The sequence below is a fragment of the Herbaspirillum lusitanum P6-12 genome, assembly GCF_000256565.1.
GTDB lineage: Bacteria > Pseudomonadota > Gammaproteobacteria > Burkholderiales > Burkholderiaceae_D > Herbaspirillum > Herbaspirillum lusitanum.
Genome location: NZ_AJHH01000397.1, coordinates 33,785 through 60,367, shown reverse-complemented (window position 1 = coordinate 60,367; position 26,583 = coordinate 33,785). Strand labels below are relative to the sequence as shown.

Annotated in this window: 19 protein-coding genes; 2 read left to right on the top strand and 17 right to left on the bottom strand. The window is 56.1% G+C overall.

Annotated elements, in window-relative coordinates:
- Positions 1–6: 6 nt before the first annotated feature.
- Positions 7–3,159 carry an efflux RND transporter permease subunit gene (locus HLUSI_RS0113005; protein ID WP_016834394.1) on the top strand — a complete coding sequence of 1,051 codons (3,153 nt, stop codon included), beginning with the start codon at positions 7–9 and terminating at the stop codon, positions 3,157–3,159.
- 278 nt (positions 3,160–3,437) lie between these two features.
- Positions 3,438–4,826 carry an efflux transporter outer membrane subunit gene (locus tag HLUSI_RS0113000; protein ID WP_016834393.1) on the top strand — a complete coding sequence of 463 codons (1,389 nt, stop codon included), beginning with the start codon at positions 3,438–3,440 and terminating at the stop codon, positions 4,824–4,826.
- A gap of 72 nt (positions 4,827–4,898) precedes the next feature.
- On the opposite strand, the gene HLUSI_RS0112995 is transcribed toward HLUSI_RS0113000, so the two are convergent.
- The 17 genes from HLUSI_RS0112995 to HLUSI_RS31605 all read right to left on the bottom strand — a co-directional run bounded on the left by HLUSI_RS0112995 (position 4,899) and on the right by HLUSI_RS31605 (position 26,565).
- Positions 4,899–6,878, bottom strand: a complete 1,980-nt coding sequence (locus tag HLUSI_RS0112995; RefSeq protein ID WP_238533995.1) for an acyltransferase family protein — start codon at positions 6,876–6,878, stop codon at positions 4,899–4,901.
- A gap of 155 nt (positions 6,879–7,033) precedes the next feature.
- A complete protein-coding gene (gene waaA / locus HLUSI_RS0112990) occupies positions 7,034–8,308 on the bottom strand; it encodes a lipid IV(A) 3-deoxy-D-manno-octulosonic acid transferase (protein WP_016834391.1) in 1,275 nt (424 codons plus the stop codon).
- Entirely contained in the window at positions 8,308–9,177 is an 870-nt protein-coding gene (locus tag HLUSI_RS0112985; protein WP_016834390.1) for a Kdo hydroxylase family protein, read from the bottom strand. The genes waaA and HLUSI_RS0112985 overlap by 1 nt, the downstream gene beginning before the upstream one ends.
- 37 nt (positions 9,178–9,214) lie before the next feature.
- The gene (waaC, locus tag HLUSI_RS0112980) at positions 9,215–10,210 is read right to left on the bottom strand and encodes a lipopolysaccharide heptosyltransferase I (RefSeq protein WP_029363476.1); all 996 of its coding nucleotides are present in this window, start codon (positions 10,208–10,210) and stop codon (positions 9,215–9,217) included.
- Positions 10,211–10,255: 45 nt separating this feature from the next.
- Positions 10,256–11,632, bottom strand: a complete 1,377-nt coding sequence (locus HLUSI_RS0112975; RefSeq protein ID WP_016834388.1) for a phosphomannomutase/phosphoglucomutase — start codon at positions 11,630–11,632, stop codon at positions 10,256–10,258.
- 35 nt (positions 11,633–11,667) lie between these two features.
- Positions 11,668–12,765 (bottom strand): MraY family glycosyltransferase, encoded by a 1,098-nt coding sequence (locus tag HLUSI_RS0112970; RefSeq protein ID WP_016834387.1) that lies wholly within the window; start codon positions 12,763–12,765, stop codon positions 11,668–11,670.
- A gap of 136 nt (positions 12,766–12,901) precedes the next feature.
- Positions 12,902–14,326 (bottom strand): hypothetical protein, encoded by a 1,425-nt coding sequence (locus HLUSI_RS0112965; protein WP_238533996.1) that lies wholly within the window; start codon positions 14,324–14,326, stop codon positions 12,902–12,904.
- A gap of 52 nt (positions 14,327–14,378) precedes the next feature.
- Complete coding sequence (locus tag HLUSI_RS0112960; protein WP_040503458.1) at positions 14,379–16,793, bottom strand: hypothetical protein; 2,415 nt, start codon at positions 16,791–16,793, stop codon at positions 14,379–14,381.
- A 124-nt stretch (positions 16,794–16,917) separates the two neighbouring features.
- Positions 16,918–18,045, bottom strand: coding sequence for a non-hydrolyzing UDP-N-acetylglucosamine 2-epimerase (wecB, locus tag HLUSI_RS0112955; RefSeq protein ID WP_029363475.1), 1,128 nt, complete (start codon positions 18,043–18,045; stop codon positions 16,918–16,920).
- Positions 18,038–19,048 (bottom strand): polysaccharide biosynthesis protein, encoded by a 1,011-nt coding sequence (locus HLUSI_RS0112950; protein ID WP_029363474.1) that lies wholly within the window; start codon positions 19,046–19,048, stop codon positions 18,038–18,040. Before HLUSI_RS0112950 ends, wecB begins: the two co-directional genes overlap by 8 nt.
- Before the next feature lie 80 nt (positions 19,049–19,128).
- Entirely contained in the window at positions 19,129–19,995 is an 867-nt protein-coding gene (locus HLUSI_RS0112945) for a dTDP-4-dehydrorhamnose reductase family protein (RefSeq protein ID WP_016834382.1), read from the bottom strand.
- On the bottom strand, positions 19,992–21,239 hold the full coding sequence (locus HLUSI_RS0112940) for a glycosyltransferase family 4 protein (RefSeq protein WP_016834381.1): 1,248 nt from the start codon (positions 21,237–21,239) through the stop codon (positions 19,992–19,994). The genes HLUSI_RS0112945 and HLUSI_RS0112940 overlap by 4 nt, the downstream gene beginning before the upstream one ends.
- A gap of 83 nt (positions 21,240–21,322) precedes the next feature.
- Entirely contained in the window at positions 21,323–22,294 is a 972-nt protein-coding gene (locus HLUSI_RS0112935) for a glycosyltransferase (RefSeq protein ID WP_238533994.1), read from the bottom strand.
- Between the two features lie 364 nt (positions 22,295–22,658).
- A complete protein-coding gene (locus HLUSI_RS0112930) occupies positions 22,659–23,594 on the bottom strand; it encodes a glycosyltransferase family 2 protein (RefSeq protein ID WP_029363473.1) in 936 nt (311 codons plus the stop codon).
- 61 nt (positions 23,595–23,655) lie between these two features.
- Complete coding sequence (locus tag HLUSI_RS0112925) at positions 23,656–24,351, bottom strand: NAD-dependent epimerase/dehydratase family protein (protein ID WP_029363472.1); 696 nt, start codon at positions 24,349–24,351, stop codon at positions 23,656–23,658.
- Positions 24,352–24,363: 12 nt separating this feature from the next.
- Complete coding sequence (locus tag HLUSI_RS31610; RefSeq protein ID WP_083830941.1) at positions 24,364–25,509, bottom strand: glycosyltransferase family 4 protein; 1,146 nt, start codon at positions 25,507–25,509, stop codon at positions 24,364–24,366.
- 165 nt (positions 25,510–25,674) lie between these two features.
- A complete protein-coding gene (locus HLUSI_RS31605) occupies positions 25,675–26,565 on the bottom strand; it encodes a class I SAM-dependent methyltransferase (protein ID WP_083830940.1) in 891 nt (296 codons plus the stop codon).
- Positions 26,566–26,583 lie beyond the last annotated feature (18 nt).

Genomic DNA, 26,583 nt, shown 5'->3' with positions numbered 1-26,583 from the left:
TGTCAGATGGGAAAGTTCTTTATTGATCGCCCCGTATTTGCGTGGGTGCTAGCAATCTTCATCATACTGGCGGGCGCGCTGGCCATTACCGGCCTGCCCGTCTCCCAGTATCCGAGCATTGCGCCGCCGACCATCGTGGTCACGGCGACATATCCGGGCGCGACCGCGCAAACCCTCGACGATTCGGTGACCAGCCTGATCGAACAGGAAATGAACGGCGCCGACGGCTTGCAATACATGGAGTCGCAAAGCCAGGCCAACGGCCAGGTGCAAATCACGGTGACCTTCTCGCCCGACACCAACGCCGACCTGGCCGCAGTGGACGTGCAGAACCGCTTGAAGCGCGTCGAAGCACGTCTGCCGGCAGCCGTGACGCAACAAGGCGTGCAGGTCACCAAGTCGCGCAGCAACTTCCTGCTGTTCATCGGCTTGTCGTCGACCGACGGCAAACTCGATCCGGTGGCGCTGGGCGACTATCTGTCGCGTAACGTCCTCAACGAAGTCAAACGCGTTCCCGGCGTCGGCCAGGCGCAGTTGTTCGGCACCGAACGCGCGATGCGCATCTGGATCGATCCGAACAAGCTGATCGGCCTGAACCTGACGCCAGCCGACGTGACTGCCGCCATCACCGCACAAAATGCGCTGGTTGCCGGCGGTACGCTGGGCGCCTTGCCAAGCCCGACCTCGCAGCAGATCTCTGCGACCGTGGTCGTGAACGGCCAGCTGACCAGCCCGGAACAGTTCGGCAATATCGTCTTGCGCGCCAACGCCGACGGTTCATCGGTGCGCATGCGCGACGTCGCCCGCATCGAAGTCGGCGGCCAGTCGTACGACACCTCCGGCCGCCTCGACGGCAAGCCAAGCTCGTTCATCGGCGTGCAATTGTCGCCGACCGCGAATGCGCTGGGCACCGCTACCGCCGTGCACAAGAAGATGGAAGAGTTGGCCAGGTATTTCCCGGCCGGCGTGAAGTACACCATCCCTTACGACACCTCCAAGTTCGTCAAGATCTCGATCGAAGAAGTGGTCAAGACCCTGATCGAAGCGATCGTGCTGGTGTTCCTGGTGATGTTCCTGTTCCTGCAAAACATCCGTTACACCATCATCCCGACCATCGTCGTGCCGGTGGCGCTGATGGGCACCTTTGCAACCTTGTTCGTCTTCGGCTTCTCGATCAACGTGCTGACCATGTTCGGCATGGTGCTGGCGATCGGTATCTTGGTCGATGATGCGATCGTGGTGGTGGAGAACGTCGAACGCATCATGAGCGAAGAAGGTTTGTCGCCCAAGGAAGCAACCCGCAAGGCGATGGGCCAGATCACCGGCGCGCTGATCGGCATCACGCTGGTGCTGATCGCCGTATTCATCCCGATGGCGTTCTTCGGCGGCGCGGTTGGCGCGATCTATCGCCAGTTCTCGCTGGCGATGGTGGCCTCGATGGTGTTCTCGGTGCTGATGGCGTTCACGCTGACGCCGGCATTGTGCGCAACCATCCTGCTGCCGGTCGAAAAAGGTCATCATCACGAGAAGAGCGGCTTCTTCGGCTGGTTCAATCGCCGCTTCAACAAGACTGCTTCCGGTTATCAGGGTTTCATCGGCAAGATGCTGACCAAGACTGGCCGTTACATGATCGTGTATGCGCTGATTGTCGGCTGTGTAGGCTTGCTGTATGTGCGCCTGCCGGCTTCGTTCCTGCCGAACGAAGATCAGGGCTACATCATCACCAACGTGCAGTTGCCGCCGGGCGCAAGCACCGGTCGCACGCTGGAAGTGATCAAGACCATCGAAAACTATTACCTGAAACAACCCGCCGTCGAGCACGTCGTTGCGATTGCCGGCTTCAGCTTCTCGGGTAACGGTCAGAATGCCGGTCTGGTGTTCACGCCGCTGAAGGACTGGAGCGAGCGCGACAAGACGCAATCGGCTGACGCCGTCGCCGGTCGCGCTTTCGGCGCCTTCTCGCAGATCAAGGATGCGATCGTGTTCCCGTTGAACCCGCCGCCTATCCCTGAACTGGGTAACGCCACCGGCTTCACCTTCCGTCTGCAGGACCGCGCCGGTCTGGGACACGCTGCGCTGGTGCAGGCACGTAATCAGATCCTCGGCATGGCTTCGCAAAGCAAGGTGCTGGCAGGTGTCCGTCCTGAAGGTCTGGAAGATGCGCCGCAGCTGCAACTGGACATCGACCGCGACAAGGCCAATGCATTGGGCGTGCCGTTCTCGACCATCAACAGCGTGCTGTCGACGGCATTGGGTTCGTCCTACGTCAACGACTTCCCGAATCAGGGTCGTCAACAGCGCGTGATCGTCCAAGCCGATGCCAAGCGTCGTTTGCAACCGGAAGATCTGGCCGGCCTGTATGCCCGCAACAGCGGCGGAACCATGGTGCCGTTCTCGGCCTTCACGACGTCGAAGTGGATCAATGGTCCCGTGCAGCTGATTCGCTACAACGGCTATCCGGCAATGAAGATCGCCGGCGGTGCAGCACCTGGCCGCAGCACCGGCGACGCCATGACAGAAATGGAATCATTCGTCGCCAAGCTGCCTCCAGGCTTCGGTTTCGAGTGGACCGGCCAGTCGCTGGAAGAAAAGACCTCGGGCTCGCAAGCGCCGGCACTGTATGCGCTGTCGCTGATCGCCGTGTTCCTGGTGCTGGCTGCGCTGTACGAAAGCACCTCGATCCCGCTGGCGGTGATGCTGGTGGTGCCGCTGGGCATTCTCGGCGCACTGCTGGGCGTGACGCTGCGCGGCATGCCTAACGATGTGTACTTCAAGGTCGGCATGATTGCGGTGGTCGGTTTGTCGGCGAAGAACGCGATTCTGATCATCGAGTTCGCCAAGGATCTGCAAGCACAAGGCATGGGTCTGATCGAAGCGACGCTGGAAGCGGTGCACCTGCGCTTCCGTCCGATCATCATGACCTCGCTGGCGTTCATCCTCGGCGTGCTGCCGCTGGTCATCGCCAGCGGCGCCGGCTCCGCCAGCCAACGCGCCATCGGTACCGGCGTGATGGGCGGGATGATCACGGCAACCGTACTGGCCGTGTTCCTGGTCCCGATCTTCTTCGTCGTCGTGCGCAAGATCTTCAAAGGCAGCGAACGTCAGCGCCAGCTGGACGCGGCCCATCACAAAATCGATGTGGAGGATAAGAATGTTTAAGTTTCCCGCCCTGCGCCTGAAGCAGTTGAGCGCAGCCATGCTGGTGGTCGGCGTATTGTCCGGCTGCACGCTGGCGCCGACCTACGAGCGCCCGCAAGCGCCGGTCGAAGGCAGCTATCCGGCCGACGCCAAGGGCCAGGCGGCTCTTTTGAGTCCAGCGCAAAATCTTCAAAGGCAGCGAACGCCAGCGCAAGCTGGACGCCGCCCATCACAAAATCGATGCGGAGGACCACAATGTTAAGTTTCCCACCCTGCGCCTGAAGCAGTTGAGCGCAGCCATGCTGGTGGTCGGTGTTTTGTCCGGCTGCACGCTGGCGCCAACCTACGAGCGCCCGCAAGCGCCGGTCGAAGGCAGCTATCCGGCCGACGCCAAGGGCCAGTATGACGCCGCCACTCTCGGCTGGCGCCAGTTCTTCCCTGATCAACGCCTGCAGGCACTGATCGCAGCCGCGCTGGAAAACAACCGTGATCTGCGCACTGCGGCACTGAACATCGAAGAAGCGCGCGCGCAGTACCAGATCGCCCGTGCCGATTTGCTGCCGACACTGAACGCCACCGGCAGCGAATCACGCACCCGTTTGTCGGCCAGCCAGTCGACCACCGGCGCACCGCTGATCACCAAGAGCTACCAGGTCGGCCTGGCGATTCCTGCGTATGAACTGGACTTCTTCGGCCGCGTTCGCAGCCTGAAGGACGCCGCGCTGTCGACATACCTGTCGACCGAAGAAGCCAGGCAATCGGTGCAAATCAGCCTGGTATCCCAGGTTGCGCAGGCTTATCTGACCGAGCGCTCCTATGCCGAGCAACTGAAGCTGGCGCAACAGACCCTGGAAAGCCGTCAGTCCAACCTCGGCCTGGCGCAGAAACGTTTCGACGTCGGCGCCTCGTCGGCGCTCGACCTGCGCCTGTCCGACACGCTGGTGCAATCGGCGCGCACGTCGGTAGCAACGCTGCTGCGCCAGCGCGCCCAGGCGGAAAACGCCCTGACGCTGCTGGTCGGCACCAACGTCAAGGACCTGCCTGCAGGCCAGGACCTGTCGCTGCAGAACATCGTCACCGACATTCCTGCCGGCGTGCCGTCGGATCTGCTGACGCGTCGTCCTGACATCCGTTCGGCGGAACAGAAGCTGCTGGCCGCCAACGCCAACATCGGCGCGGCGCGTGCGGCGTTCTTCCCGCGCATCAGCCTGACCGGCTCCTTCGGCAGCGCCAGCAACTCGCTGGGAGGTTTATTCGATTCCGGCTCGGGCGCCTGGTCCTACGGCCCGCAGTTGAGCTTGCCGATCTTCGACTTCGGCCGCAACAGCGCCAACCTGGATGTAGCGGAAGTGCGCAAGAACCAGGCAATCGTGACGTACGAAAAGACCATACAAACGGCCTTCCGCGAAGTTGCCGATGCGCTGGTGGCACGCGGCACGCTGGACGAACAGATCGAAGCCCAGGAAGCCTTCCTGAAAGCGCAACAGGAACGCCTGAACCTCACCGACCTGCGCTACAAGAACGGCATCGCCTCCTCGCTCGACCAGCTCGACGCGCAACGCGATCTGTTCTCGGCGCAGCAAGCATTGATCCAGGCGCGTCAACTGCGCCTGAACAATGCGATCGATTTGTATCGTGCGCTGGGTGGGGGGTTGAATGAGACGACGGTGGCTGCGGCAGCAAAGTAAGCGGCCCCGACCGCCAATGAAAACGCCCCTTTCGAGGGGCGTTTTTTGTTTCTGCCAACAAGACGATATCAATCAGTGCGACACCGCGATCAATGCAGATAATTCCTCAGACGCCCGGGTAGCCAGAAATTCGGCGCCATAGGCGCTCAGGTGACCCGGATCGTAGTACAGGATACGCGGGCCGTCGATGACCTTGCAGCCATCCTTACTGCAAAAATAGGGATAAGGGTCGAATACCGGCACCTTCAAGCGCTGCATCTGAGGCAGCAAGGTGTCCCGGTAATGGGTGTCGAATTGTTCCGCGCGCGCCAGCGGCAAGTCGCAGAAATTGGCATCCGACAGACGCACTGCGCGCATGATGCATGCCTTGGGATTGGCGCCGTTTGGCGGCGACAACAGAATGACGACACGCTTGCCCAACTGACGATAGAACACCACCGTACGCTCCAGCGCCTGTGTGAACTGCTCGCCGTCGGCAAGATAGTAGCCAGGCCAGTTCTCTGCCAGCACGATTGTCTTGATGGAGGCTGTACGCTTGACGTACTCGGCAATCTTGCCGCTGATTTCACGGCAATAATCGAGGCCATATTCCAGCAGGGAAGGACACGCGCCCCGGGCGAATTGCCGGAAGACCTGATCCGGCACCGGCTTCGACCGATACAAGCTGGCGAATGTGGGCGCATACGCGCCCGAATAACTGTCGCCGATCAGCAGAAATGCAGGCTCCTGCGACGGCGCCACGGCATTGGTACACCAGTCGCGCGGATGGGCGGCGCCGACTAATTGGTCACAAGAGGGATGCGGCAATTCAAAGCGATTCAACACGGCGACTTGTTCAACATCCGCGTTAAAGAGCTTGGTGATCCGGCCCATGTCGCGAAACTCCATGCCGTTGCGCTGCACGGTGTAGTAGCCCACATAGCCGACAAACAGCATGAGGCAAGCCAGAACACCGGCAATACGTCGCCCACGAGCGCCGACACGGATGGGACGCTCGACGAACCGATAGGTCAGCCAGGCCAACGCAATGGCCAGGCAAACCGCCGCGATCCGGATTGTCGCCGGCGGCGTCTGCCCTACCAGCAGACGGGCCAATGCCAGCAATGGCCAGTGCCACAAATAGAGCGGATAACTGATGAGTCCGATCCAGACCATCGCACGCGCCGAAAAGACCCGACGATTGAGCCAGGCTTGCGGGCCGGACGCCAGTATCAGCCAGGCGCCCAGCACCGGAAAAATGGCCCACCATCCCGGGAAAGCGTGAGTTTTTGTCACCAGGCCCATCGCTGCCGCCACGGCGACAAGACCGACCCAGGAAAAGACAGTCGCTCCCGGAAGAACAAACCCCGGTTTGCGAAAAGAAAGATATGCCAGGAGCGCGCCGGCAGTGAGTTCCCAGAACCGAGAGAACGGAAGGTAAAACGCTGCGGCGCTGTCGGTCTGCACCGTTGCGATATTCACGCCGAACGACAAGAGCGCGATCACGATAAAAACCACCCCGCAGCGCCGCTTCCAGACCGCCCAGAGCAGCAGGGGCCAGATCAGGTAAAACTGCTCTTCCACACCCAACGACCATAAATGGAGCAAGGGCTTGGTGTCGGCTGACGTATCGAAGTAACCGGCCTCGCTCCACAAAACAATGTTGGAAACAAAACCGGCGCCAGCCGTCATATGCTTGCCGAGTTGTCGGAACTCCTCGGCTAGCAAAGAGAACCAGCCGAGCACGAAACAGGTGAGCATGACAAGGATCAACGCCGGGAAGATCCGCTTGATGCGGCGAACGTAGAAATCGAGGATGCTGAACGATCCTCGCTTCAGATCGTTGAACAAGATCCCGCTGATGAGGTATCCCGAGATGACGAAGAAGATATCAACGCCGACGAATCCACCGCGCAGCAAGTCCGGGAAAGCATGGAATAGCACGACCGATACCACGGCGAGGGCGCGCATGCCGTCGATGTCGGGACGATAGATAGGATGGTTATGCAGAGGATGGGCGACGCTGTCGGCTTGAGGCGGCATGAGGCGGCAAAAGAAACGTAAAGGCGGCATTATATTCTGCTCGACCGCGATTCGGCTTTTGTCAGCAAGCAGAAACTGGTCCTCAACCTCACGGACTCACGACCGGGCCAGACCTTGCGTGAGGACGTGTCGCCGCCTTGAGCAGGATCGGAAACACCTCCGCAACATCCTGGTGTGCGGTCGATTTAGTGACGGAGCAATCCTTCGACCAGGCCCAGCGTACGCTGTGTGGCGCCGCGGTGGCGTCGCGCAAATGCAGCAGCATGCCCGCTCATGGTTTCGCGCGGCTCAGCTTGCGCCAACAATTTCACTGCGGCGCGCAACAGATCGTCGGCGTCTGCAATACGGACGGCTGCCCCGGCCGCGACTGCCTGTTCACTGATGACCTGAAAGTTGAAGGTGTGCGCGCCGATCATCACCGGCTTGCCTAGCACGCATGCCTCGATCAGATTCTGCCCCCCGAGCGGTAGCAGGCTGCCGCCGATGAAAGCGACGTCGCACGCAGCGTAATAGGCGAACATTTCCCCCATCGAGTCACCCAGGACGACATCGACCGCCCTTGCGACCGATGCCGTGCCCAGCGAGGAACGGCGTTGCGTCGCAAACCCGCGTGTTGTCGCCAGAGCAGCCACTTCATCGAAACGCTGCGGGTGGCGCGGCACGATCACGGTGAGGAAATCGCGATTCGCAACCCCGCGGAGCGCGTCAAGGATCAACGCTTCTTCACCTTCGCGCGTGCTCGCGCACAACAGCACCGGACGTTCGCCGAACTGCGCGCGCCATTGTCGTCCCAACGCAACCATCTCAGCCGGCGCTTCGACATCGAACTTGATGCTGCCGGTCACGTGGACCTGGCGTGCGCCGAACAGGCGCAATCGTTCGGCATCCTGCTCCGACTGCGCCGCGACGCAATCGATGCCCGCTGCCGCTTCCAGCAGGATGGCGCCGAAGCGCTGGCCGCGCCGCAGCGAACGCGCCGACAGGCGAGCGTTGGCGAGCATCACCGGTACGCCTGCGCGTACGCATTGGCGCACCATGTTAGGCCAGACTTCGGTTTCCATCAGGATGCAGATCCGCGGCTTGAAATACCGCAGGAAGCGCGCGCACATCCAGCCGGTGTCGTAGGGAAAATAACTCTGGATCACGCGTTCGCCGTGCGCAGCGAACAACTGCTGCCCGGTCGCACGACCGGTGGCGGTCATGTGCGTGAGCAGGATCGTGTGCTGCGGATAGGTTTGCAGCAAGGCCTCAATCAGGGGTTGCGCCGCACGCGTCTCGCCGACGGAAACGGCATGCACCCAGATCAGCGGCGACAAAGCGCGCTGACGGAACTGATCATAAAAGCCGAGGCGCTCGCCGATGTGTTGCCGATAACCCGGCTCCTTGCGGCCGCGCCGCCACAAACGCAGCAACACGAACGGCAAGCCGACCCACCACAGCGCAGAATAAAGCAGGCGCATCAGACCAGCTGACGTCCGGTGAGCTTGCTCAGGATGGCGAGCGGACTGGCGGCGGGGTCATATTGCTTTTCAGCGGGCAGGTGCAGGGTCTGCTCCAGCATGTACTGACCGGACATCACGGCATGCGAAGCCTGATCCGAGAAGCACACCCAGACCGAGCCGGCCGCGAACGGCATGGTGACCTGGCCGGCGCTTTCCTGATAGGCCATGTCGCCCTTCATGCCGTCATGCAGCTGCAACATCAGGTGGTCGTATTCGCTGCGCAGTGATTTGGTCACGTGCAGCGCCTTGAGCGCCTTGGCCTGCCACGGCACATACGGCTTGGCGCGCGGCACGAACTTGCGCGCCACGGTTTCAAACGGCTCGCCGACGCGCCAGACGCGCGGCACGCCGTCGGGATTGATGTTGCTGAACACGCGCAGGATGCGCTCACCATAGTTGGGACGGGAGGGAAAGGCATCCACATGCATGCGGCGGTCATCGGCACGCCAGGACTGGGCGCGGGTCTCGACCTGCATCGGGCGGTAGCTGGTGGGCGCTACCCGCAGCGCGTCGCTGTATTTGGGCAGCAGGGAATGCACCAGCCCAAGCGCCTGCTCGCGGAAACGTCCGACCATGGCGGCCAGCGCCAACTGCTGCTCGGCGTCGCCAGCGGCGCCCTTGATGTGGCCGCGGGCGTCCAGGCTGATGTTGCGAACCTTGGGATCGCGAATTTCAGGCTTCAGCAAGACTTTCTCTTCCGGCAACAATTCAAACGGCAGTTGCGGGAAATACAGCACCTTGCCGGCCTCCAGGCCGGCGATCCATGCGGGATTCGGCTCCACCACCTGCCAGTCGGTGACGCCGATTTCGATAATTTGCGATTCCATGTCGATATTATGCCTCGTTGTTCCGTGCGCCACCGCGCTACGCGGCAGCCTGCGCCGACAATACGCCATCAATGGCGAGCAGTACTTGCGCTACATCAGGAGCCTGGCCGATATCGCCCAGATTGGCAATGAAAGGCGACCAGTTTCCTTCGGTTTTCCAGCGCGGGGAGTCGCAGTACAGTTCGACGGTAGGCCGACAGTAGGCGGCGGCAATGTGTGTGAGACCGGTATCGAGCCCGACCACCAGCGTGGCCCGTCGAACCAGCGTCACCGCCTCCATCAGCGACAGCGCAGGAAGGACCGTAGCCTGTGGCATCAACGCGGCAAGGCGCTCGGCAGCTTGTTTTTCTTTCAGATTGCCCCACGGCAGCAAGACCGGCAGATTGCGTGCATGCAGCGCCTGCGCCACGGCGACCCAGTTCTCGGGCGACCATTGCTTGGCGGCGCGTGCCGTGCCGTGGAAAAACAGGGCATAGGGATGTTGCGGCAGCCAGTCAGGTAATTCGGCTGGCGGCGGCGCACCCAATCCAAAATCCGCCGTGTCATCCGACGAATAATCGAGCGCAACCGCGGCCACGGTGCGCGCACGCAGCACGGCATGCGTATGCAAACCGACCGGCACGCTCTGCGTATGGAAAATCCTGGAAAGAGGCTCGTAGCCCGAACCCTCGGTGGCGTTGGCCAACCCGACGCGCTTGCCGCCCGGCGCCAGACGCGCCAGACGCATCACGACGCTGGTCTTGAGCAAGCCTTGCGTATCGAAGACGATATCGTAAGCCTCGTTGCGCAGCTGGCGATAGAATCCGGCGATTTCAGCGCGGGTGGCGGCCGAGCCGAGGCTCTTGCGCCAGCGCCGCAGGGCGATGGGGATGATCCGGCGGACGTGCGGGTTGAGCCGCACCAGGCTCGTATAGGCCTCTTCCACCACCCAGTCGATGTTGGCATCCGGATAATGGCGCCGGATGTCGGCGACCATGGGCATGTTGTGCACCACGTCGCCTAGGGACGAAACGCGGACGATCAGGATGTTCAAGGCTAACCCACTATTATTTGTCTGTGGGCCAGCATCTTACCCCTTTCAAAAGGGCAAGGCTACATCCGGCCGGGCCGCCAGGATCACGCGCCGGAACTCATCCTGGATGCGCGCCAGCGCTTGCTCCGTCTCGGCCTCGAAGCGCAGCACCACCACCGGCGTGGTGTTGGAGGAACGCATCAGGCCGAAGCCGTCGGCGTATTCGATGCGCAGGCCGTCAATGGTGATGACCTGTTCGGCGCCGGGGAATTTTGCATCGTTTTGCAATTTGCCGATCAGGGCGAAGTTCTCGCCCTCCTGCAGCTTCAACTGCAATTCGGGCGTGCTGATCGATTGCGGCAAGGCGTTCAGCATCGCCGACGGATCGGCTTCGCGGCTGAGCAGCTCCAGCAGGCGCGCGCCGGCATACAGGCCGTCGTCGAAACCGTACCAGCGGTCCTTGAAGAACACGTGTCCGCTCATCTCGCCGCCCAGCGGCGCGCCGGTTTCGCGCAGCTTGGCCTTGACCAGCGAATGGCCGGTCTTCCACATCAGCGGTTGTCCGCCGCGTGCGCTGATCCACGGCGCCAGATGGCGCGTGCACTTGACGTCGTAGAGGATTTCACGACCGGGATGGCGCGTCAGCACGTCGGCCGCGAACAGCATCAGCTGCCGGTCCGGATAAATGATCTGGCCGTCTTTGGTGACCACTCCCAGGCGGTCGCCGTCGCCGTCGAAGGCCAGGCCGATCTCGTTGTCGGTCTCCTGCAGGCAGCGGATCAGGTCCTGCAGGTTTTCCGGATGGGCCGGATCGGGGTGATGGTTGGGAAAGGTGCCGTCGACTTCGCAGAACAATTCCGTGACTTCGCAACCGAGCGCGCGGTACAGCTCACCGGCAAATGCGCCGGCCACGCCGTTGCCGCAGTCGACGGCGATCTTCATCGGGCGCGCCAGCTTGGCGTCGCCAACGATGCGGTCGATGTATTGCTTGCGGATATCGTGGGTACGATAGGCGCCGGTGCCGCTGGCGAACTCGTTTTCCACGATGGCGTGATACAGGGCCTGGATGGTTTCGCCATGGATCGCCTCGCCGGCCAGCACCATCTTGAAACCGTTGTAGTCGGGCGGATTGTGGCTGCCGGTGACCATCACGCCGGATTGCGTGCCCAGCACGTGCGTACCGAAATACACCATGGGGGTGGCCACCACGCCGAGGTCGATGACGTCGATGCCGGCCGATTGCAATCCGGTAGCCAGGGCGGCAGTCAGCTCAGGGCCGGACAGGCGACCGTCGCGGCCGATCACGACTGAGGTCTGGCCCTTGGCAAGGGCAGCGCTGCCGAAGGCCTGGCCGATTTGTTTCGCCACCTCGGCGTTGAGAGTCTGGCCGACGATGCCGCGGATGTCGTAGGCTTTGAAGATGGAAGGAGCAATAGTGGTCATGAATCGTTCTCTTGTCAGCGTCAATGTCGTCGAGTCTATTTATGCTTTTTCCGCAGAATCAGCCAACGTGGAGACTTGAACCGGATAATGCGCGAATACAACCAGACGTAGCTTAGTACAAACAGGGCACAACACAGCATCAGCGCCCAGGTATGACGCCACAACAACGTTGCAGGCCCAACCGCCATCAGCGACAACAGCCAGAGGTAGGGCGAAGTGAGCGAATTGCGCCGCGTCAAGGTACGCGCGTCACGTCTCCCTACGGCCCACAGGACGAGACGGCGAAAAATCAAACTGTGCAAGTGAATGCCATCCGGCATGCCGGGAGACTGTCCCCGCAGAAAGAAACGCCGATATGCTGAAAACACGGTTTCAAAACAGGGATAGATCAGCAACAGCGCCGGATACCATGTTGACACCTGTGGATTGCGCATCACCAGCAAAATCGCCAGCTCCCCCAACATGAAACCGAGGAAGTACGCGCCACCGTCTCCCATGAAAATCAATCCAGCCGGATAGTTCCAGATAAAGAAGCCGGCCACCGCACCGGCCACCAGCAGCGCTGTGATCAAAACGAAGGAGTCGCCAACTTGCAGCGCCACGTAACCAAGAGACAACAACATGCATAACGCAACGATGCTGGCCAGTCCATTGAAACCGTCGATGATATTGATGGCGTTGGCAATTCCCGCTACAGCAAGAACCGTCAGCGGAAGGCTGATCCATGTGTAGTTCAGACCCCAGCTTCCGGAAAAGTGATCAATCCGGTCAATACGAGCATCAAGCAGCCAGAACCCCAGCAACGCAGCGAGCATCGTCAGCAGCAGCCGTCTTTTCGGACTCACGCTTTTGGTGAAGTCCTCGACAATGCCTCCGCCGAAAGCAACGCTCGCACAAACAAGCACCAGTCCGATACTTCGCGCGATATCGGGCTGACGCCAAGCCGAATAAACGCTGCCGCAAATGACGGCAAGAAATATCCCGAGGCCACCGATACGTGGCACGGCATGAACATGCACCTTTTGCACACCATCCAAGTCGGAGTCCAGCATGCCATCATGCAAGCTCGAATATCGGATAACGAGCAATGTCATGACGGCCGAAATAAGGAAACTGATGAATAGCGATGACATGGTGGCTTGGCTTTTAGCTAATTAGTATTGGTTGCGCACGCATGCTGATTCGGAGGAAGAGCATATCAAGAACCTGCAGCGCGGATTGTGCCGAAAATGCCTAGTTTAAAAGCGAATCCTGACGATAGGCCCGATTTTATCCTGACTGAGCATCTCCCGATACATGATTCAATTTATGCGCAAACAATTTTTCCACGCCAAAAATGATCACCAGGTTCAAAAACAAGGACCCAAAAAGCAGGTAAGACTGCGAGGGAACGTAACCAAAACTAGAAAAACGATAAGCAACGACTTGCGCAAAGAGTGAGCACAAAATCAGATTCTTGCCGCCCAGACGATATACCGCGACATCAATTACGGCCCCTATTGCCCCCACCAGAAGCATGCACCCGAACAACAGTACAAACGAACCGGAATAAAAACAGAACGCAATGATGCCTGGCAAGGAAATGTAGTGATGAACCGAGCTGTCCGCTTTGAGGTACGGAGAATCCACCATGTTCAAATCAAAGAAACTGGTACGATTCTCGAAATATTGCTCCCGCCACCCCTGCATCCAGAGATCCCAGCTTTCCCTCCCGGAACTTGTTACAGCAAGCACTCCCTCCATCCCGACCCAACGGTCAATGAAAAGGGATTTCCCCATGTTGTTGACCATGCGGGCATTTTCTGACGAGCCGTTGCCTCGCCACCCCCAATCCCGATCTGAAGAGAATTCTTGCGCAACATGCGCGAACGCCCCTTGAAGACGCAGATAGTTGACAGAGAAAACGGAGCTTCCAAATAACAGCACGAACAACAAGACGACGACGACGAGGAAAGTTGGTTTTATCTTAAGTCGATTGAATTGCACACTACGAAAAAATCCGAAGAACAAGGCACTCCAGTTCAGCACCATTCCTCGACTCAACAAGGAAACACTGGAGGTAAAGCCTTCAAGCAGGGCAAACAGCCAGCCGGTAATCGAAGTTCGTTGCGCGACGACGTATTCATAGTGCAGAATCAATGCGCCGAACGAGGCAAGCCCAAACTGCAGAAGCCATTTGTAAACTCCATTCAAGCCGAGGGGCAAGACGATCTGGGACACTTGTCCACGTTGATAAATGCCCAACACAATATTCGTAATGGCAACGCTCAGGCATAGGACGGCAAAGGTGGCCAGTAGAAGTTTGCGGTGCTTTCGATAGAAACAATATGTTCCTAGGTGGCTCGGCACGGCCGATGGCTTCTTGTCATACTGGAACAAGCGCTCACGCACCAGGGAAACCGTCACTAATGCAAACAATCCGCAGGAAGCAACCAGAAGTCCGCGGTCAAAGGCCGCGCCGGATCCGTCGAAGTTTCCAGTCTGTTCAACGAATCGACCTTCGGTAAACGCGACGCGAATGCTCAACTTGAGCCAGAAACCAAGATAAAAAAGAACCCCGATGAAGGTATCAAAATAGATCGCGTTCCTTCGGAACCCGAGCCATAGAAGATAGTTCGATATCACCGTGAAAAGCAAATAGATATAGCCGCTACCGGGATATTCATGAAAGGTAATAACCGCCAATACCAGCATGATAGCCACAAAGACGAAGACAAAAATCCTCGTGATCAATTGAGGTAAAATTCTATGCTGCTGCATCAGGAGCCCTCATACGCAATTTTGATAATTTCGTGATCAACAACCCCCACAGGAAGAAAATGAAAACCCCTGAATAGGGCTGTCGCATGCTGACCTTGACGGTGTTGTCGACAATCACCAGATACGGGACCACCAAGCTGAGCGACAACAAGGCCGGCGAATCTTTGATTTCATGCCACATACCATGCATTCTCTTCACCGTGACACCAATGAGCAGCAACGTCGGCAGCAAAGCGATCAGTCCGAAGTTGTAGAGAAAATCCAGATAGTAGTTATGCGCACTCGGATAGCGGTTGCGTTCAGGCGCGCTACTTGCTCCCAGTAAAAGTGACTTGATGCCGGAGGTCACTCCGTTGAAGTAAAAGTCCCAATACTTGATGCGTTCAGAAAAACGGGTCTGCATTTCGATTAGAGAAATGGGATTCGCTGAGGGAGCGGTGCCGTCCTTGGCGATCGAAACTGCGGCATAGGAAGCAGCCCGTGTCGTCAGATGCGCTGCATATGTCGCGTACGCCCCACCACCGACTAGAACGCTGATCAACAGCAACATCGGCAGGACGGCATTGCGCTGTGTGCGCTGCCAAGAGAAAACAACCGTTCCGATGCACAACAACAGACAGCTTAAAATCGAGGATGACGCCACCGCATAGAGGGCCATGCAAATTGACAGCACAAAGAAACCAGGCCTGTATTGCGGCAACTTCCACAAACTAAACAAGGCGACGATGTACGCGGCAACAAACACAAGCGGCACATACTCGAGCGCCTGGTAAGCGGAAAACAACCCCAGCCTCGGAGACAGATAGCCACTTCCAGACTGCCAGGTATAGATCAGTTGGAGTGGGACAGTAACGATCAGCACCCAGAAGAATGCTTTGGGATATATGTCTTCATTGACGACATCCCGGGGCTCAAACACTTGCCCCAATACCAGAGCAAACATCGGCAGCAAAAGCTGGATCAGCAGAAGGAATTTTGCTTGCTGCTGGTCAGGAATATTTTGCGTGAGAATAATAGCCGACATGATCATCAGGACACAGGTCATGAAGATATAGCTGAACGACAAAAACGCGCGCCGATAGGTGCCCAACAACAGAATCCCGAGATAGCAGCACAACGCGGAAAATGGAATGGGAAGATCCGTGATTCTTCCCCCTGAGTCATACATGGCTGAATCGCTATGGAATACACCATGGCCGATCTGGAGAAACAGAGGCAACAGCAACAAAGCCGCAATCGCCATGCGCAATGTCCGGTCGGTCGTGACAGACCACACCTGCCCGCCCATGTTTTCCTGCTTTTCCTTCTTCGCGCTGAAGTAGAACACGTACGCCATCAATGAACTGGCTAGGTATAAGGCGCTCAGCGCCTGCAGGCCAAACAGATAGAATGAAAATGGCACTACGGCGAAGATAAGGATATTCATCAGCACGTCAGGACCGAAGACATCATGTTCGGCATCATGCTGCAATAGACGGAAGCGTGTTCTCTGGGCATGGACCATGATGACGCCACCGATCATGGATAACCCCGTTGCCTGCCAGAAAAAGAAGGATTTCTTGGTCAACTCCAGAATCGGCAGTTGCAGAAGTGCCATCACCGTCAGGCAAAGCCCGGAAAATAGCAACAGGGTCAGTGCGAGCCGTAGAAACAGGGGCTGATGAGGTTTGCCACTATTCTGCTCATGCAGAGCGATGCTCGCGCCAAGAGCATTAGCAAAGATCGAGCCGATGGCGCCGCCAATAGCAAACGCGGTAAACAGGTCTCCGGCCACCTCCTTGGTCGTCACCAGCAGAATCAACACCCGAAATACATAGACTGTGATGCCGATGATCGCGGTCGATCCAAGATTCGGCAGGATCTTGCGCACGGAGCCTCGCAGCGGGTTGCCTGCCAGACTGCGCAAGCCCACCAGGAATCTGGCGCTGAAGAGCAACGGCACGCCCGCCCATAAAGACAGGCCCACCAACGGAAGGGGAAAGTCGCCGACAATCCAGACCAGGACACCGAACAACAAGAATGATTGCAAGACAACATAGTCCTTGGCTACACGTTGTTTGCCAAGACGCTCCATCTCGCTCAAATGCACCTCGCCGATCCACTCGATGCAACGACGTGCAATCAAGATGACGGCAAACAAAGGTTCTGCGCCCGCCACATCGGCGCTCAGCCAATATGACGCCACCGCCAGCGGGGCCATTAGCAGCAACCGCCCCGACATGACCGCATACGCGGAGACACCGGAAGTCTTGCTGAGGATGAGGCTGCGCGCATTCGCCGAGAAGGCGTAGAGCAAAGCCAGCGTAGCGGCCTGGACGACACCGACCTCTGCCGCCATGACCTGATGCCCGGCGAGACCGAGAACAATGAGAAGCACCGTCACAGCGAACGTATTCGCCATGAACGCCAAGGGAAATGAGTAACGCAATCCGTATTTCTTCCATTGTCAAAATAATTATTAACGGCGACCTGCTGAGGTCTAGGACTGCAATCACACCCGTAGGTTCAATACTTGAACGAGTATCTCAGGGCTTGGACCAGACTACGCGATTGATGTAGTCAACATAACTAGCTACCACGCGGACGACTTGCTTCGATACATTGGGATTTTCGTAATCTGCAACGGGGAGCACCGGTTGACTTTTGCGCTTACGTTGAGAAGCGATGATTTCAATCGCGTCAATGACACGCTCTGCCTTAAGCCCTGCCATGATCAATGTTCCGACATCCATGCCTTCAGGACGCTCATGTGCGTTGCGTATTGTGATGGCGGGAAGATTGAGCAAGGAGGCCTCCTCTGTAATCGTTCCGCTGTCAGACAACACGCAAAGCGCATTCATTTGGAGTTTCATGTAGTCAAAAAAACCCAACGGCTTGGAAAACACAATACGAGAATCCAGTTCTTCGTACCCGATTTCTTCAAGACGCTTGCGTGTTCTGGGATGCGTCGACACAAAGATCGGCAGTCCGTACTTGCGCACCAGCGCCTGCAGTGTTTCGAGCAAGTCCTTGATCGCTTCCGGTGAATCGACATTTTCCTCCCTGTGCGCACTGACCACAAAGAATTTCCCGGGCTCGAAATTCAAGCGCGACAAGACATCCGAGTTTTCAATTTTCGGGCGGTAGTGGTCAATCACTTCACGCATGTGCGAGCCGGTCTTGATGATCGTTTCTGGCTTGATGCCCTCGCCGATCAGGTAGCGCCTCGCATGCTCAGTCAACACCATGTTGATGTCGGACAGATGATCAAGAACCTTGCGATTGAGTTCTTCCGGAACACGTTGATCAAAACAGCGATTGCCCGCTTCCATATGAAACACGGGAATCTTTCTTCGCTTTGCCGAGATCACCGCCAGACAAGTGTTGGTGTCGCCGTACAGAAGCAGCGCATCCGGTTTTTCCTGAGCAAACAACGCGTCGGATTTTTCAATCACTGCCGCAATTGTCTTGGCCGCGGTTTCACCAGCAGCCTCCAGAAAAAAATCCGGCTGACGAATTTCGAGATCATTGAAAAAGATCTGGTTCAATTCGTAGTCGTAGTTCTGTCCGGAATGCACCAGCACGTGATTGAACTGGCGATCGCACTCGGCGATCACCCGGCTCATTTTGATCAGCTCCGGACGCGTTCCAACCAACGTCATGACCTTAAGCATCAAGCGCCTCCCGAATTTCCGGCAGCTTCAATAACAGCGTCTTGATTTCTTCGACATTGAGGCGCTGCGTATTGTGCGAAGTGTAGTCGTCCAATTCAGAAATATGCGACTCGCCCTCGACGAAATATTTGTTGTAGTTGAGGTCCCGATTGTCGGCCGGCACACGATAGTACCGCCCCATGTCTTCCGCCTTGGCCATCTCCTCCCGGGAAATCAACGATTCATACAATTTTTCGCCATGGCGAGTGCCGATTACCTTCACAGGATTGTCGAGCTTGAACAATTCGCGCAATGCCTGAGCCAAATCAGCGACCGTCGACGCCGGCGCTTTCTGTACGAACAAATCGCCTTGTTGCGCGTGTTCGAATGCATGCAACACCAGATCGACAGAATCCTCCAGTGACATCAGAAAGCGTGTCATATTCGGATCCGTGACCGTGAGCGGCTGCCCCGCTTTTAACTGCGATACAAACAACGGAATCACCGAACCGCGCGATGCCATCACATTGCCATAGCGTGTGGCGCAAATCCGCGGCCCATCGGCCGGAATGCCGCGCGACTTTGCGGTAACAAGTTTCTCGGCCATGGCTTTGGAAATACCCATTGCATTGATAGGATAAACCGCCTTGTCGGTACTCAACACGACTACCCGCTTTACCTTCGAGGCAATAGCTGCATTCAGCACGTTTTCGGTACCGAGGATATTCGTGCGAATCGCCTCCATCGGATAGAACTCGCAGGACGGAACTTGCTTCAATGCCGCCGCGTGGAAAACGAAGTCGACGCCAACCATGGCCTGGGCAATGCTGTCGTAATTGCGTACGTCACCGATATAAAATTTGACCTTGTCGTTTTTCAGTGCAATACGCATGTCTTCCTGCTTCTTTTCATCGCGACTGAAGATGCGGATTTCACGCACGGCGGTGTCAAGAAAACGTTTCAGGACGGTGTTGCCGAAAGAGCCGGTGCCACCTGTGATCATCAGTACTTTATTATCAAACATATAATTTCTCGGTTTCAACAATGAATAGATGGTTTATTGATGCGATGTCTGTGACGTCAGTTCGTTCAACCCCAAAGGGCTTAGTCTGATGCCTTGTAGCGCGAGTGCATTGCCTCGATCAATTTGCGCCAGGGTGCGGCGCGAAATCCCGTTTTCCCGGCAAACCGATCGGCGCTCAACGAACGATTGATGACCAGGCTCTCATCGGGAATGATGTCGATACGCTTTCCGTATACGTCCGCAACGAGAGTCAGAAGATCGAACTTGGAAATCGGCTCTGCCGCCACATGATACAAACCGTGCAAATCGGGAGCCGGGATCACGTGGTCACGAACGATAGCGGCCATGACCGGCGTTGGCAATCCCGAGAAAATGGCTTTTTTGTATCCCGTGCATTGCCCTTGCTGCGCCAGAAACCATCCTATCAAACTGTGTGCGCCCACAAGTTCGTGCCCGATGATGGAGGTCCTCAATGTCACGACATTTTCTCCGTCAACCTCACCCAGTAATTTGGACCGGCCGTAAAGATCACGAGCATCCGGAAGTTCATCTTCGGAGTAGCCCCCGCGCGAACCGCTAAAAACACAATCGGTGCTGAAATGAATCAGGCGAATGTGCGCCGCGTCACAGAGTTTTTTCAGTCGCTGAGGCAGCAAAGAATTGATCGTGATGGCCTCCACAGGATCTTCCGCCTGCGCCAGTTGCTTGATCAAGCCGATGCAATTGATCACCACATCGGGTTTGTGCTTGTGGAAAATGTCGGCGAGAACATTAGTGTCCGCGACATCAATGCCGCTGATGAGATGTGAGGCGATCTCCGGTGCAAAGAAGCGCTTTGCCGCTTCGGAACGCATTGTTCCAAGCACATTGAAATCAACGGCCTCACTCAACACACGCATCATTGCGTTGCCCAGCATTCCCGTTGCACCCAAGACTAAAATCTTCATTCCGCTTTTGCGGCATTGCCAGCCGCATCCGATAAATAGATGATCAATTGTTCGATTAACTTCTCCCGATCAAAATGTTGCCGGGAGAACATTTTACCGCGACTACCCAGTTGTTCCCGCTCTTCAGGCGCCATCGTTGCGAGCCGCAGGACGGCATCGGCCAATGCAACAGGGTCTTCGGCCGGAACTGCCAGACCGGCTTGCGCCTGCGTTACCAGACGGGCGCCTTCACCGTTGAGGCTGGCGATAATCGGCCGACCCGCAGCCATGTATGCCTGCACCTTGCTTGGCACTGTTGCGGCGAAAATCGGCTCATCCGCCAGCGTCACCAGCAACGCAGATGCCTGTCGCATAAGGCGCGGCATGGTTTCAACCGGAAAACGACCCGGCAAATGCAGATTGTTCAATCCCCTTTTACCCACTTCTTCAGCCAGCCAATCCCACTTGCTGCCCTTGCCGAAAACATGAAAAGAAATGTCGGTGCGATGACGCAGCAACTCGGCAGCACCGACAATCACTTCTACCGCCTGGGCGGCGCCGATATTCCCGGCAAAAACGACTGAGAATCCCCGCTCCGGCAACGTCGGCATCGGTGCATCCACGCTGGATAGGAGATCAGGTTGTTCGGTACTGAACATGGCATCCACTGAGTTGGGATAATAAATCACCTGCTTTCCCGGCGCGAGAGCCTGCACGCTTTGCCTGAATGCTTCCGACTGAACCAGCAACAGGTCAGTATGGCGGTAGATGAACCCGATGACTTTTGCAAGGCACCTCAAGACGAAAGGGCTTTTGACATACCCCGTAGCAGCCAGACTTTCCGGCCATAAATCCTGTACCCAGACCGTCACTCTGGTTCGCTTGAGAAAACCGAAAAACAAAGCCGGCAGCGCTTGCAGCATGGGGGATGTTGCATAGACGAAAATAGCGTCATAGCGACGCCGGCGCAGTAACCAAGGGCCAAAGATGCAAGCGGCGGCGATAAAGGACAAATAGTTCAGCACCAACCTGACGGCGCTGCGATTCCCTCTGGCCACCAGCGGCACGCGATAGACCGTGACGCCGTCGATTGCCTCCTGCTGACAACCGAATCCCTTATAGCCCGGAAAATACTCTCCATCGGGATAATTTGGCTTGCCGGTCAGGACATCTACGTCCAATCCCTTGGCCGCCAACGCTTTCGCCATGTCGTTGATGGGAAAACCTTCCGGCCAGAAATGTTGGCTGACAATCAATATTTTCATTTCGACAGATTCAAAATCAAAAGATCCGCAGGGAAATCAGACAAGGCTGCGGCCTGTTCCGAGAGCCTCCTCTGAGAGCACCTTCAATCCTGATTGTTTTCGGCGCTTTTAAGCACGTGGTCAAGGAAGGTGCGAGCGTCTTGCAATTTGGCTGCCGGCGCTTCCCATCCCATGAACCGCCTGACCGCCCGCGCTATCGATATCGGTGATTCCGGATCAAACGTCTGCTCCGGATCCACAACGTCCCGCACATAGTCCAGTTCTGACGCCAATATCGGCAGCCCCGCCTGCCGGGCCTCAATCAGAGGCAAACCAAACGATTCCATTGTCGACGCATAGATCAAGGCTCCCGCCCTGCTATATAACTCGCCGATCTTGTCATGCGCGATGACCGAGACATTATTGATGCGCAGTCCATGTTCTTTGGTTTTGCGCATCACCCAGCCACAAAGCTCTACAAAATTGCCGCTATCGAGCGTAAGAGTCAGCGATGGATAAAAACCTTCTGCCGCCAACAAACACCACGCCTCAATCAGGCGCCGGTGATTCTTGTGCCGATCGCCGGAGGCGACATAAATGAAGTCGGTCTCTTTTTTTTCACGTAGGGAGACCGGCACCGCCTGTCGGACGTATCCTGCGGGATCCGCCACAAACGGCAAGGTGGAAACCAGCACCCGATTTCTGGTCAATGCTTCCAGCGCCCTCTTCATCGATGGTGTCTGGACAATCAGGAGATCGGCATTTGTGATGCGCGAATGCAGCCACAACCGTTCGAAAAAAAGCCGAAACCATGTCTTGAACGAGGTGGAATCAAGCTCCACGTCATTGACCAGATAACGGTTCTGAACAAAGACAACGGCGTATCCCCGATTTTTGAACAGTGGAGGAAGATTGCCAAACGACAAGAGGATGTCCGCCGTTCCCACACTGCGGCGCAACCACATCTCCGCCATGAAGCGACCGACAATTGTTGGCGGCGCACGCCGCACGACCCTGCCCTGGCTCAATTCGACTGAAAGTACAACCCGCTCGTGCAAAGACAGTACAGTTTGCATGCCCTCAGGCAACACGGCGAGTAAAGCATTCAGAAGAGTAAGACCACCGCCTTGATGAACGTTCGTAGCGTGAATGAACAACCTGCGTGTCAAACCAGACTCCGTATCACGCCACAGGCATGGGGAATCGTATTGCCCGCAACGCGGACCAATACGCAAATTGGAAGGATATTAATGATGGCACTCCAGCACTGAGCAAAAAACACACGCAATTCTAGTGCATTCGAGAACGCAGACCGGTTATTTTCAAGTCAAATACTTGAAATCCGCCTACGTATATACCGATGCGCAACAAGTGACAAAGATATTCCCGCCTCCCGGGGGGGGTGTTCATCTGGAAATTCCTCGCAGGAGGCCAAAAATATCATTTAGACAAATATTTACGAACGCGCCATTTCAGTTTCGCCCAATGCTTTTCCAGGTGGCTCAGCAGGACGCTTCTCTTTCCGCTCAGAATTTTTGCCCTCGCGGCCTCGTCAAAGACCCTGACATTCGCATCGCTAACGCCCCCGACTTCCATGTTCACTGTCACCTCGTCAAAAAAGTCTGCACCAAGGCGATCGCGAGGACGCAGCAGCAACTCGTAGTCGCCGCAAATCTTGAAACTGTCGTCGAACAATCCATATTTTTCAAACAGCGTGCGTCGATGCATGGCGCCCACATGCGCAACTCCCATATATTGTCGGAATATTGACCAACGCCAGGCGTGGCCGACTTCTCGCAATACTTTCGTATCCTTAACCAGACTCACCTTTGAGGAAACAAACTCAAGCGTGCCTGAAGGATGGTTTGCGAGAAAATCCACATAACCGTCTATGGCGCCGCTGAGGTAGGCGTCATCCGCGCCCAGAAAAGCAAGCCAATCACCACTTGCCAATTTGACGCCCCGATTCCATGCATCATAAATGCCGGCATCCGGCTGGCTGACCCAGTAGTCGATGTATTGATCGTATTTCCTCATGATATCGACGCTAGCATCCGTAGATCCACCGTCCACGATAATAAATTCGATGTTGTCGTAAGACTGATTGATGACGCTTTCAATGGTGGCGGCCAAAGTCTTTTGAGCATTGAAAACTGCAGTAATGATCGTAATCAGCGGACGGCGCTCATCATTGGCGGTGCTGCGCTTGAAATATCCTCGCGTCCTCAATCCCCCCTCTGCGGAGGGTAGGCCAGACTGGGAAAAGCGCAAGGAAAATTCAAATTTCCCATTGGCGAAATCGGCAGGCGCCGGTGGATTACGCGTGAGCCGGCGAGTCGTACTAAAAGCCGGATCCACGCAAGTGACTTCATACATAGTGCGCAATTCTTGATTTATAGGTAAGCACTAAATTCAACGCCATTACACACACGCGATGCTAAACGTTTCGATAGTATTTATTGACAACTCTCTGCAGATAAGCGGAATCAAAGCACACCCCGGCATGGCTTAACAAAGGGACAATGGCACTCGTATCTATCGCATATTCCGAGCCCAGATCCACATCCTCAAACACTGCTGGCTTGCCAAGCGCACTCTCCATCGCTTTGACGATATCGGCAACGGAATCCGCCGAGGTATTGGCAATGTTGAAGGTAGAACCCTGCGATGACTCGAGCATCAGCAACTGTTCGGTGATCTTGACAACGTCTGCAACATCGATGATGTTTCGTTTCGCCTTATGCCACAGCTTGAATCCCTCGCTGCGAGAAATGCGAGAGAAAAGAAAATTCAGCAGTGTATGTGGATTGGGCGTCTTTCCCACCACTTGAGGCAAGCGCAAAATCAAGTGCAGAGGATGTTCCCGCGCTATGTTCTCCATCGCCAATTTGTGTAAAACATAAGGTGCATTTTTCAAATCCGGATCCGCGATGCTGCATGTTCCAAAATAGACGAAGACAGTCTCGCTCGAAATTTGCGACAATGCCTGCTCCAAACGCAGGCGTTCGCGCACAAACTCTTTGACATCGGTGCATCCCGAATTGGATACGCCTGCAGCATAAATACAGATGCCCGCACGTGCCGAAAATGAAGTCGAAAACGCAGTGGCCAACAAGCCCGAGCCAATAATCAACGAAGTCACCTTTCAAAGAAGAGTAATACTTTCATAGAGCTCAGAATAGCGCTTGGCGATCTTGGGCAAATCGTAGCGATCAAGGACGATGTCACGCGCAGTCTTTGACAGTAAGCCATGACGTACATCGTTCTCCAATACCCAGGCAATCCCATTGACCAGGTCGTCCACTTGGAATGGCGTTGCCAGATAACCGTTACTCTGATGGTCAATCATGTCCGGCATGCCCCCGACATCAAATGCGACGACCGGAATACCGCACGCCAAGGCCTCCAGAACCGTGTTCGACAGATTTTCCTGTACTGAAGGCGCGACTACAACATCAGCGGCAGAATAGAGTAGCACCTGACTGATTTCATCGTGAAGATGCCCCACATAGTGTACTGGCAGCCCAAGATCCAAAGGTATCTCTGGCCTGGATGCTCCAATGATGACAAGCTCGGCGCTGTCACTCCATCCATTGGCCGCCAAGCTCTGCAAAGCAGGTATCAGAAATTGACCGCCCTTGCGTTTGTCAGACACGGCATTAACTGCTGAAAACAAGATCAGTCGCTTGTCCTGGGGCAAGTTGTAAGCAGCACGCGCTGCGGCTTTGTCGAGCGGCTTGTATTTGTCGGTATCGATCCCGTTTGGAATCACTTCTATGCGCTGATCCCGGAACAGCGAACTGGCCCTTGCCATATCCGCCAACCAATGACTGGTGGCGACGATAACCATGGGTACATTGCTCCACGAAGCTTTCTTTCGGGACCAGACTTTTCGGGACAGATCTTGCTCTTGTTCCGAATTTAACAGAGGGCATTGGCCGCAAGACTCGCGAAATGCTCCGCACTCATCGTCATAATGACAGCCGCCGGTAAATGGCCACATATCGTGCAATGTCCAGACTATGGGTCGATTGACGTGCTTCAGGTGTTCAATTCTCAAGAACCCACCGTTTACCCAGAACAAATGTACGATGTCCGGATTGGCTTTATTTACTCTTGATAACCAGTCTCCTGGAAGCCACGCAGAAGAAAACAGCAATTTCTTCCGGCCACGGTATGAACGCAGACGCAGTTCCTCCAAAGCGGGGCGAACTGCTACCACGGCTTTTTTCCACTTCCCATCTGGCCCTGTGACGCTAAAATCATCTGTCTTTTTAGTTTGAACAAGCATGCGAGAATTCACTCCCCCGAATGCAAACGGTAGGTCGCCAACGCAGCGCCACCTTGATTATCAAATGTATTGACGATTAATAAATTCACGAACAGATCATTTCAGAGAGTAAAGGTCTTGCAAATTTCGGAGCGTACAAAAGTGATGCAATCCCTGGATAAGCGACTAAATACTTTTCTTGAATACCGCCAGGTGCGTTTGTCCCACGATCTTGTTTCCACCTGAGATGAACAAGACCGGCGCCATCAAGATCGCAATCAATTGCTGCACCTTGCGCAAATATTTGTTCTTCGTTTCACGATGAATCAATGACGACAGCAGACCTCGGTAATGAACGTAGCGCAGGCTCTCCGTCTCATATCGCACAATTTCCAATCCCAGTTTCCGAGCACAAAACTCGAAGGTCTCTTTTTTCCAGGCAGTATTGTGATGTGGAGGCATATCCAACAATGCGAGATCGACATCTTTCAAATAGCCGTCCGGATTGGGCACCGATACGAGCAATACGCCACCGGGATTGAGTACGCCGGCCAAGGCCTGCAAGATTTGAGATGGTCGATACAAGTGCTCCAAAACTTCGAACATGACGATCATGTCAAACTTCTCCTGCAATTTTTCTATGTCGTCCTGCCGAACATTCAGGCCCCTTTTACGCGCGGCTTCCAAAGCATCTGGATTGATGTCCAAGCCAAGAGAATAATTGACCGCAGTCGCAGCCTTCAGCAAGAATTCTCCCGCGCCACATCCGAGTTCCAGCAAGGTTTCAGGACGAGCAGATTTGATAACGTCAAGAGCGCGATGAAACTCCCACTTTTCAGCTTCGTAGTACCAGTCGTGCTTGGACAGCTGTGCGTAAAAATCTGCATCTCCCAAAAACTCGGGGGAATGATAGATCAATGCACAGTCGACACATTGCCTTCGGTCAATCGTCTTTTCAGTAAATTTTCCGACAAATGGATCGAACCCAAAATTCAGCTTCCATCGATCAGCAAGGACGGCTACATCCACTTGACTTAATGTCATGTATTTTTGTTCGGAGCACAACGGACAGACCATGATATTTCCTCAATTACG

Coding starts and splice junctions, on each gene's coding strand:
- HLUSI_RS0112995 (WP_238533995.1), bottom strand. CDS start 6,878: ATGCCGCCTTTACGTTTCTTTTGCCGCCTCATGCCGCCTCAAGCCGAC.
- HLUSI_RS0112930 (WP_029363473.1), bottom strand. CDS start 23,594: ATGTATGAAGTCACTTGCGTGGATCCGGCTTTTAGTACGACTCGCCGG.
- HLUSI_RS31605 (WP_083830940.1), bottom strand. CDS start 26,565: ATGGTCTGTCCGTTGTGCTCCGAACAAAAATACATGACATTAAGTCAA.
- HLUSI_RS0112985 (WP_016834390.1), bottom strand. CDS start 9,177: ATGGAATCGCAAATTATCGAAATCGGCGTCACCGACTGGCAGGTGGTG.
- HLUSI_RS0113000 (WP_016834393.1), top strand. CDS start 3,438: ATGCTGGTGGTCGGTGTTTTGTCCGGCTGCACGCTGGCGCCAACCTAC.
- wecB (WP_029363475.1), bottom strand. CDS start 18,045: ATGCTTAAGGTCATGACGTTGGTTGGAACGCGTCCGGAGCTGATCAAA.
- HLUSI_RS0112960 (WP_040503458.1), bottom strand. CDS start 16,793: ATGGCGAATACGTTCGCTGTGACGGTGCTTCTCATTGTTCTCGGTCTC.
- HLUSI_RS0112950 (WP_029363474.1), bottom strand. CDS start 19,048: ATGTTTGATAATAAAGTACTGATGATCACAGGTGGCACCGGCTCTTTC.
- HLUSI_RS0112940 (WP_016834381.1), bottom strand. CDS start 21,239: ATGAAAATATTGATTGTCAGCCAACATTTCTGGCCGGAAGGTTTTCCC.
- HLUSI_RS31610 (WP_083830941.1), bottom strand. CDS start 25,509: ATGCTTGTTCAAACTAAAAAGACAGATGATTTTAGCGTCACAGGGCCA.
- waaA (WP_016834391.1), bottom strand. CDS start 8,308: ATGCGCCTGCTTTATTCTGCGCTGTGGTGGGTCGGCTTGCCGTTCGTG.
- HLUSI_RS0112970 (WP_016834387.1), bottom strand. CDS start 12,765: ATGTCATCGCTATTCATCAGTTTCCTTATTTCGGCCGTCATGACATTG.
- HLUSI_RS0112935 (WP_238533994.1), bottom strand. CDS start 22,294: ATGCAAACTGTACTGTCTTTGCACGAGCGGGTTGTACTTTCAGTCGAA.
- HLUSI_RS0113005 (WP_016834394.1), top strand. CDS start 7: ATGGGAAAGTTCTTTATTGATCGCCCCGTATTTGCGTGGGTGCTAGCA.
- HLUSI_RS0112965 (WP_238533996.1), bottom strand. CDS start 14,326: ATGCTGGTATTGGCGGTTATTACCTTTCATGAATATCCCGGTAGCGGC.
- HLUSI_RS0112975 (WP_016834388.1), bottom strand. CDS start 11,632: ATGACCACTATTGCTCCTTCCATCTTCAAAGCCTACGACATCCGCGGC.
- HLUSI_RS0112945 (WP_016834382.1), bottom strand. CDS start 19,995: ATGAAGATTTTAGTCTTGGGTGCAACGGGAATGCTGGGCAACGCAATG.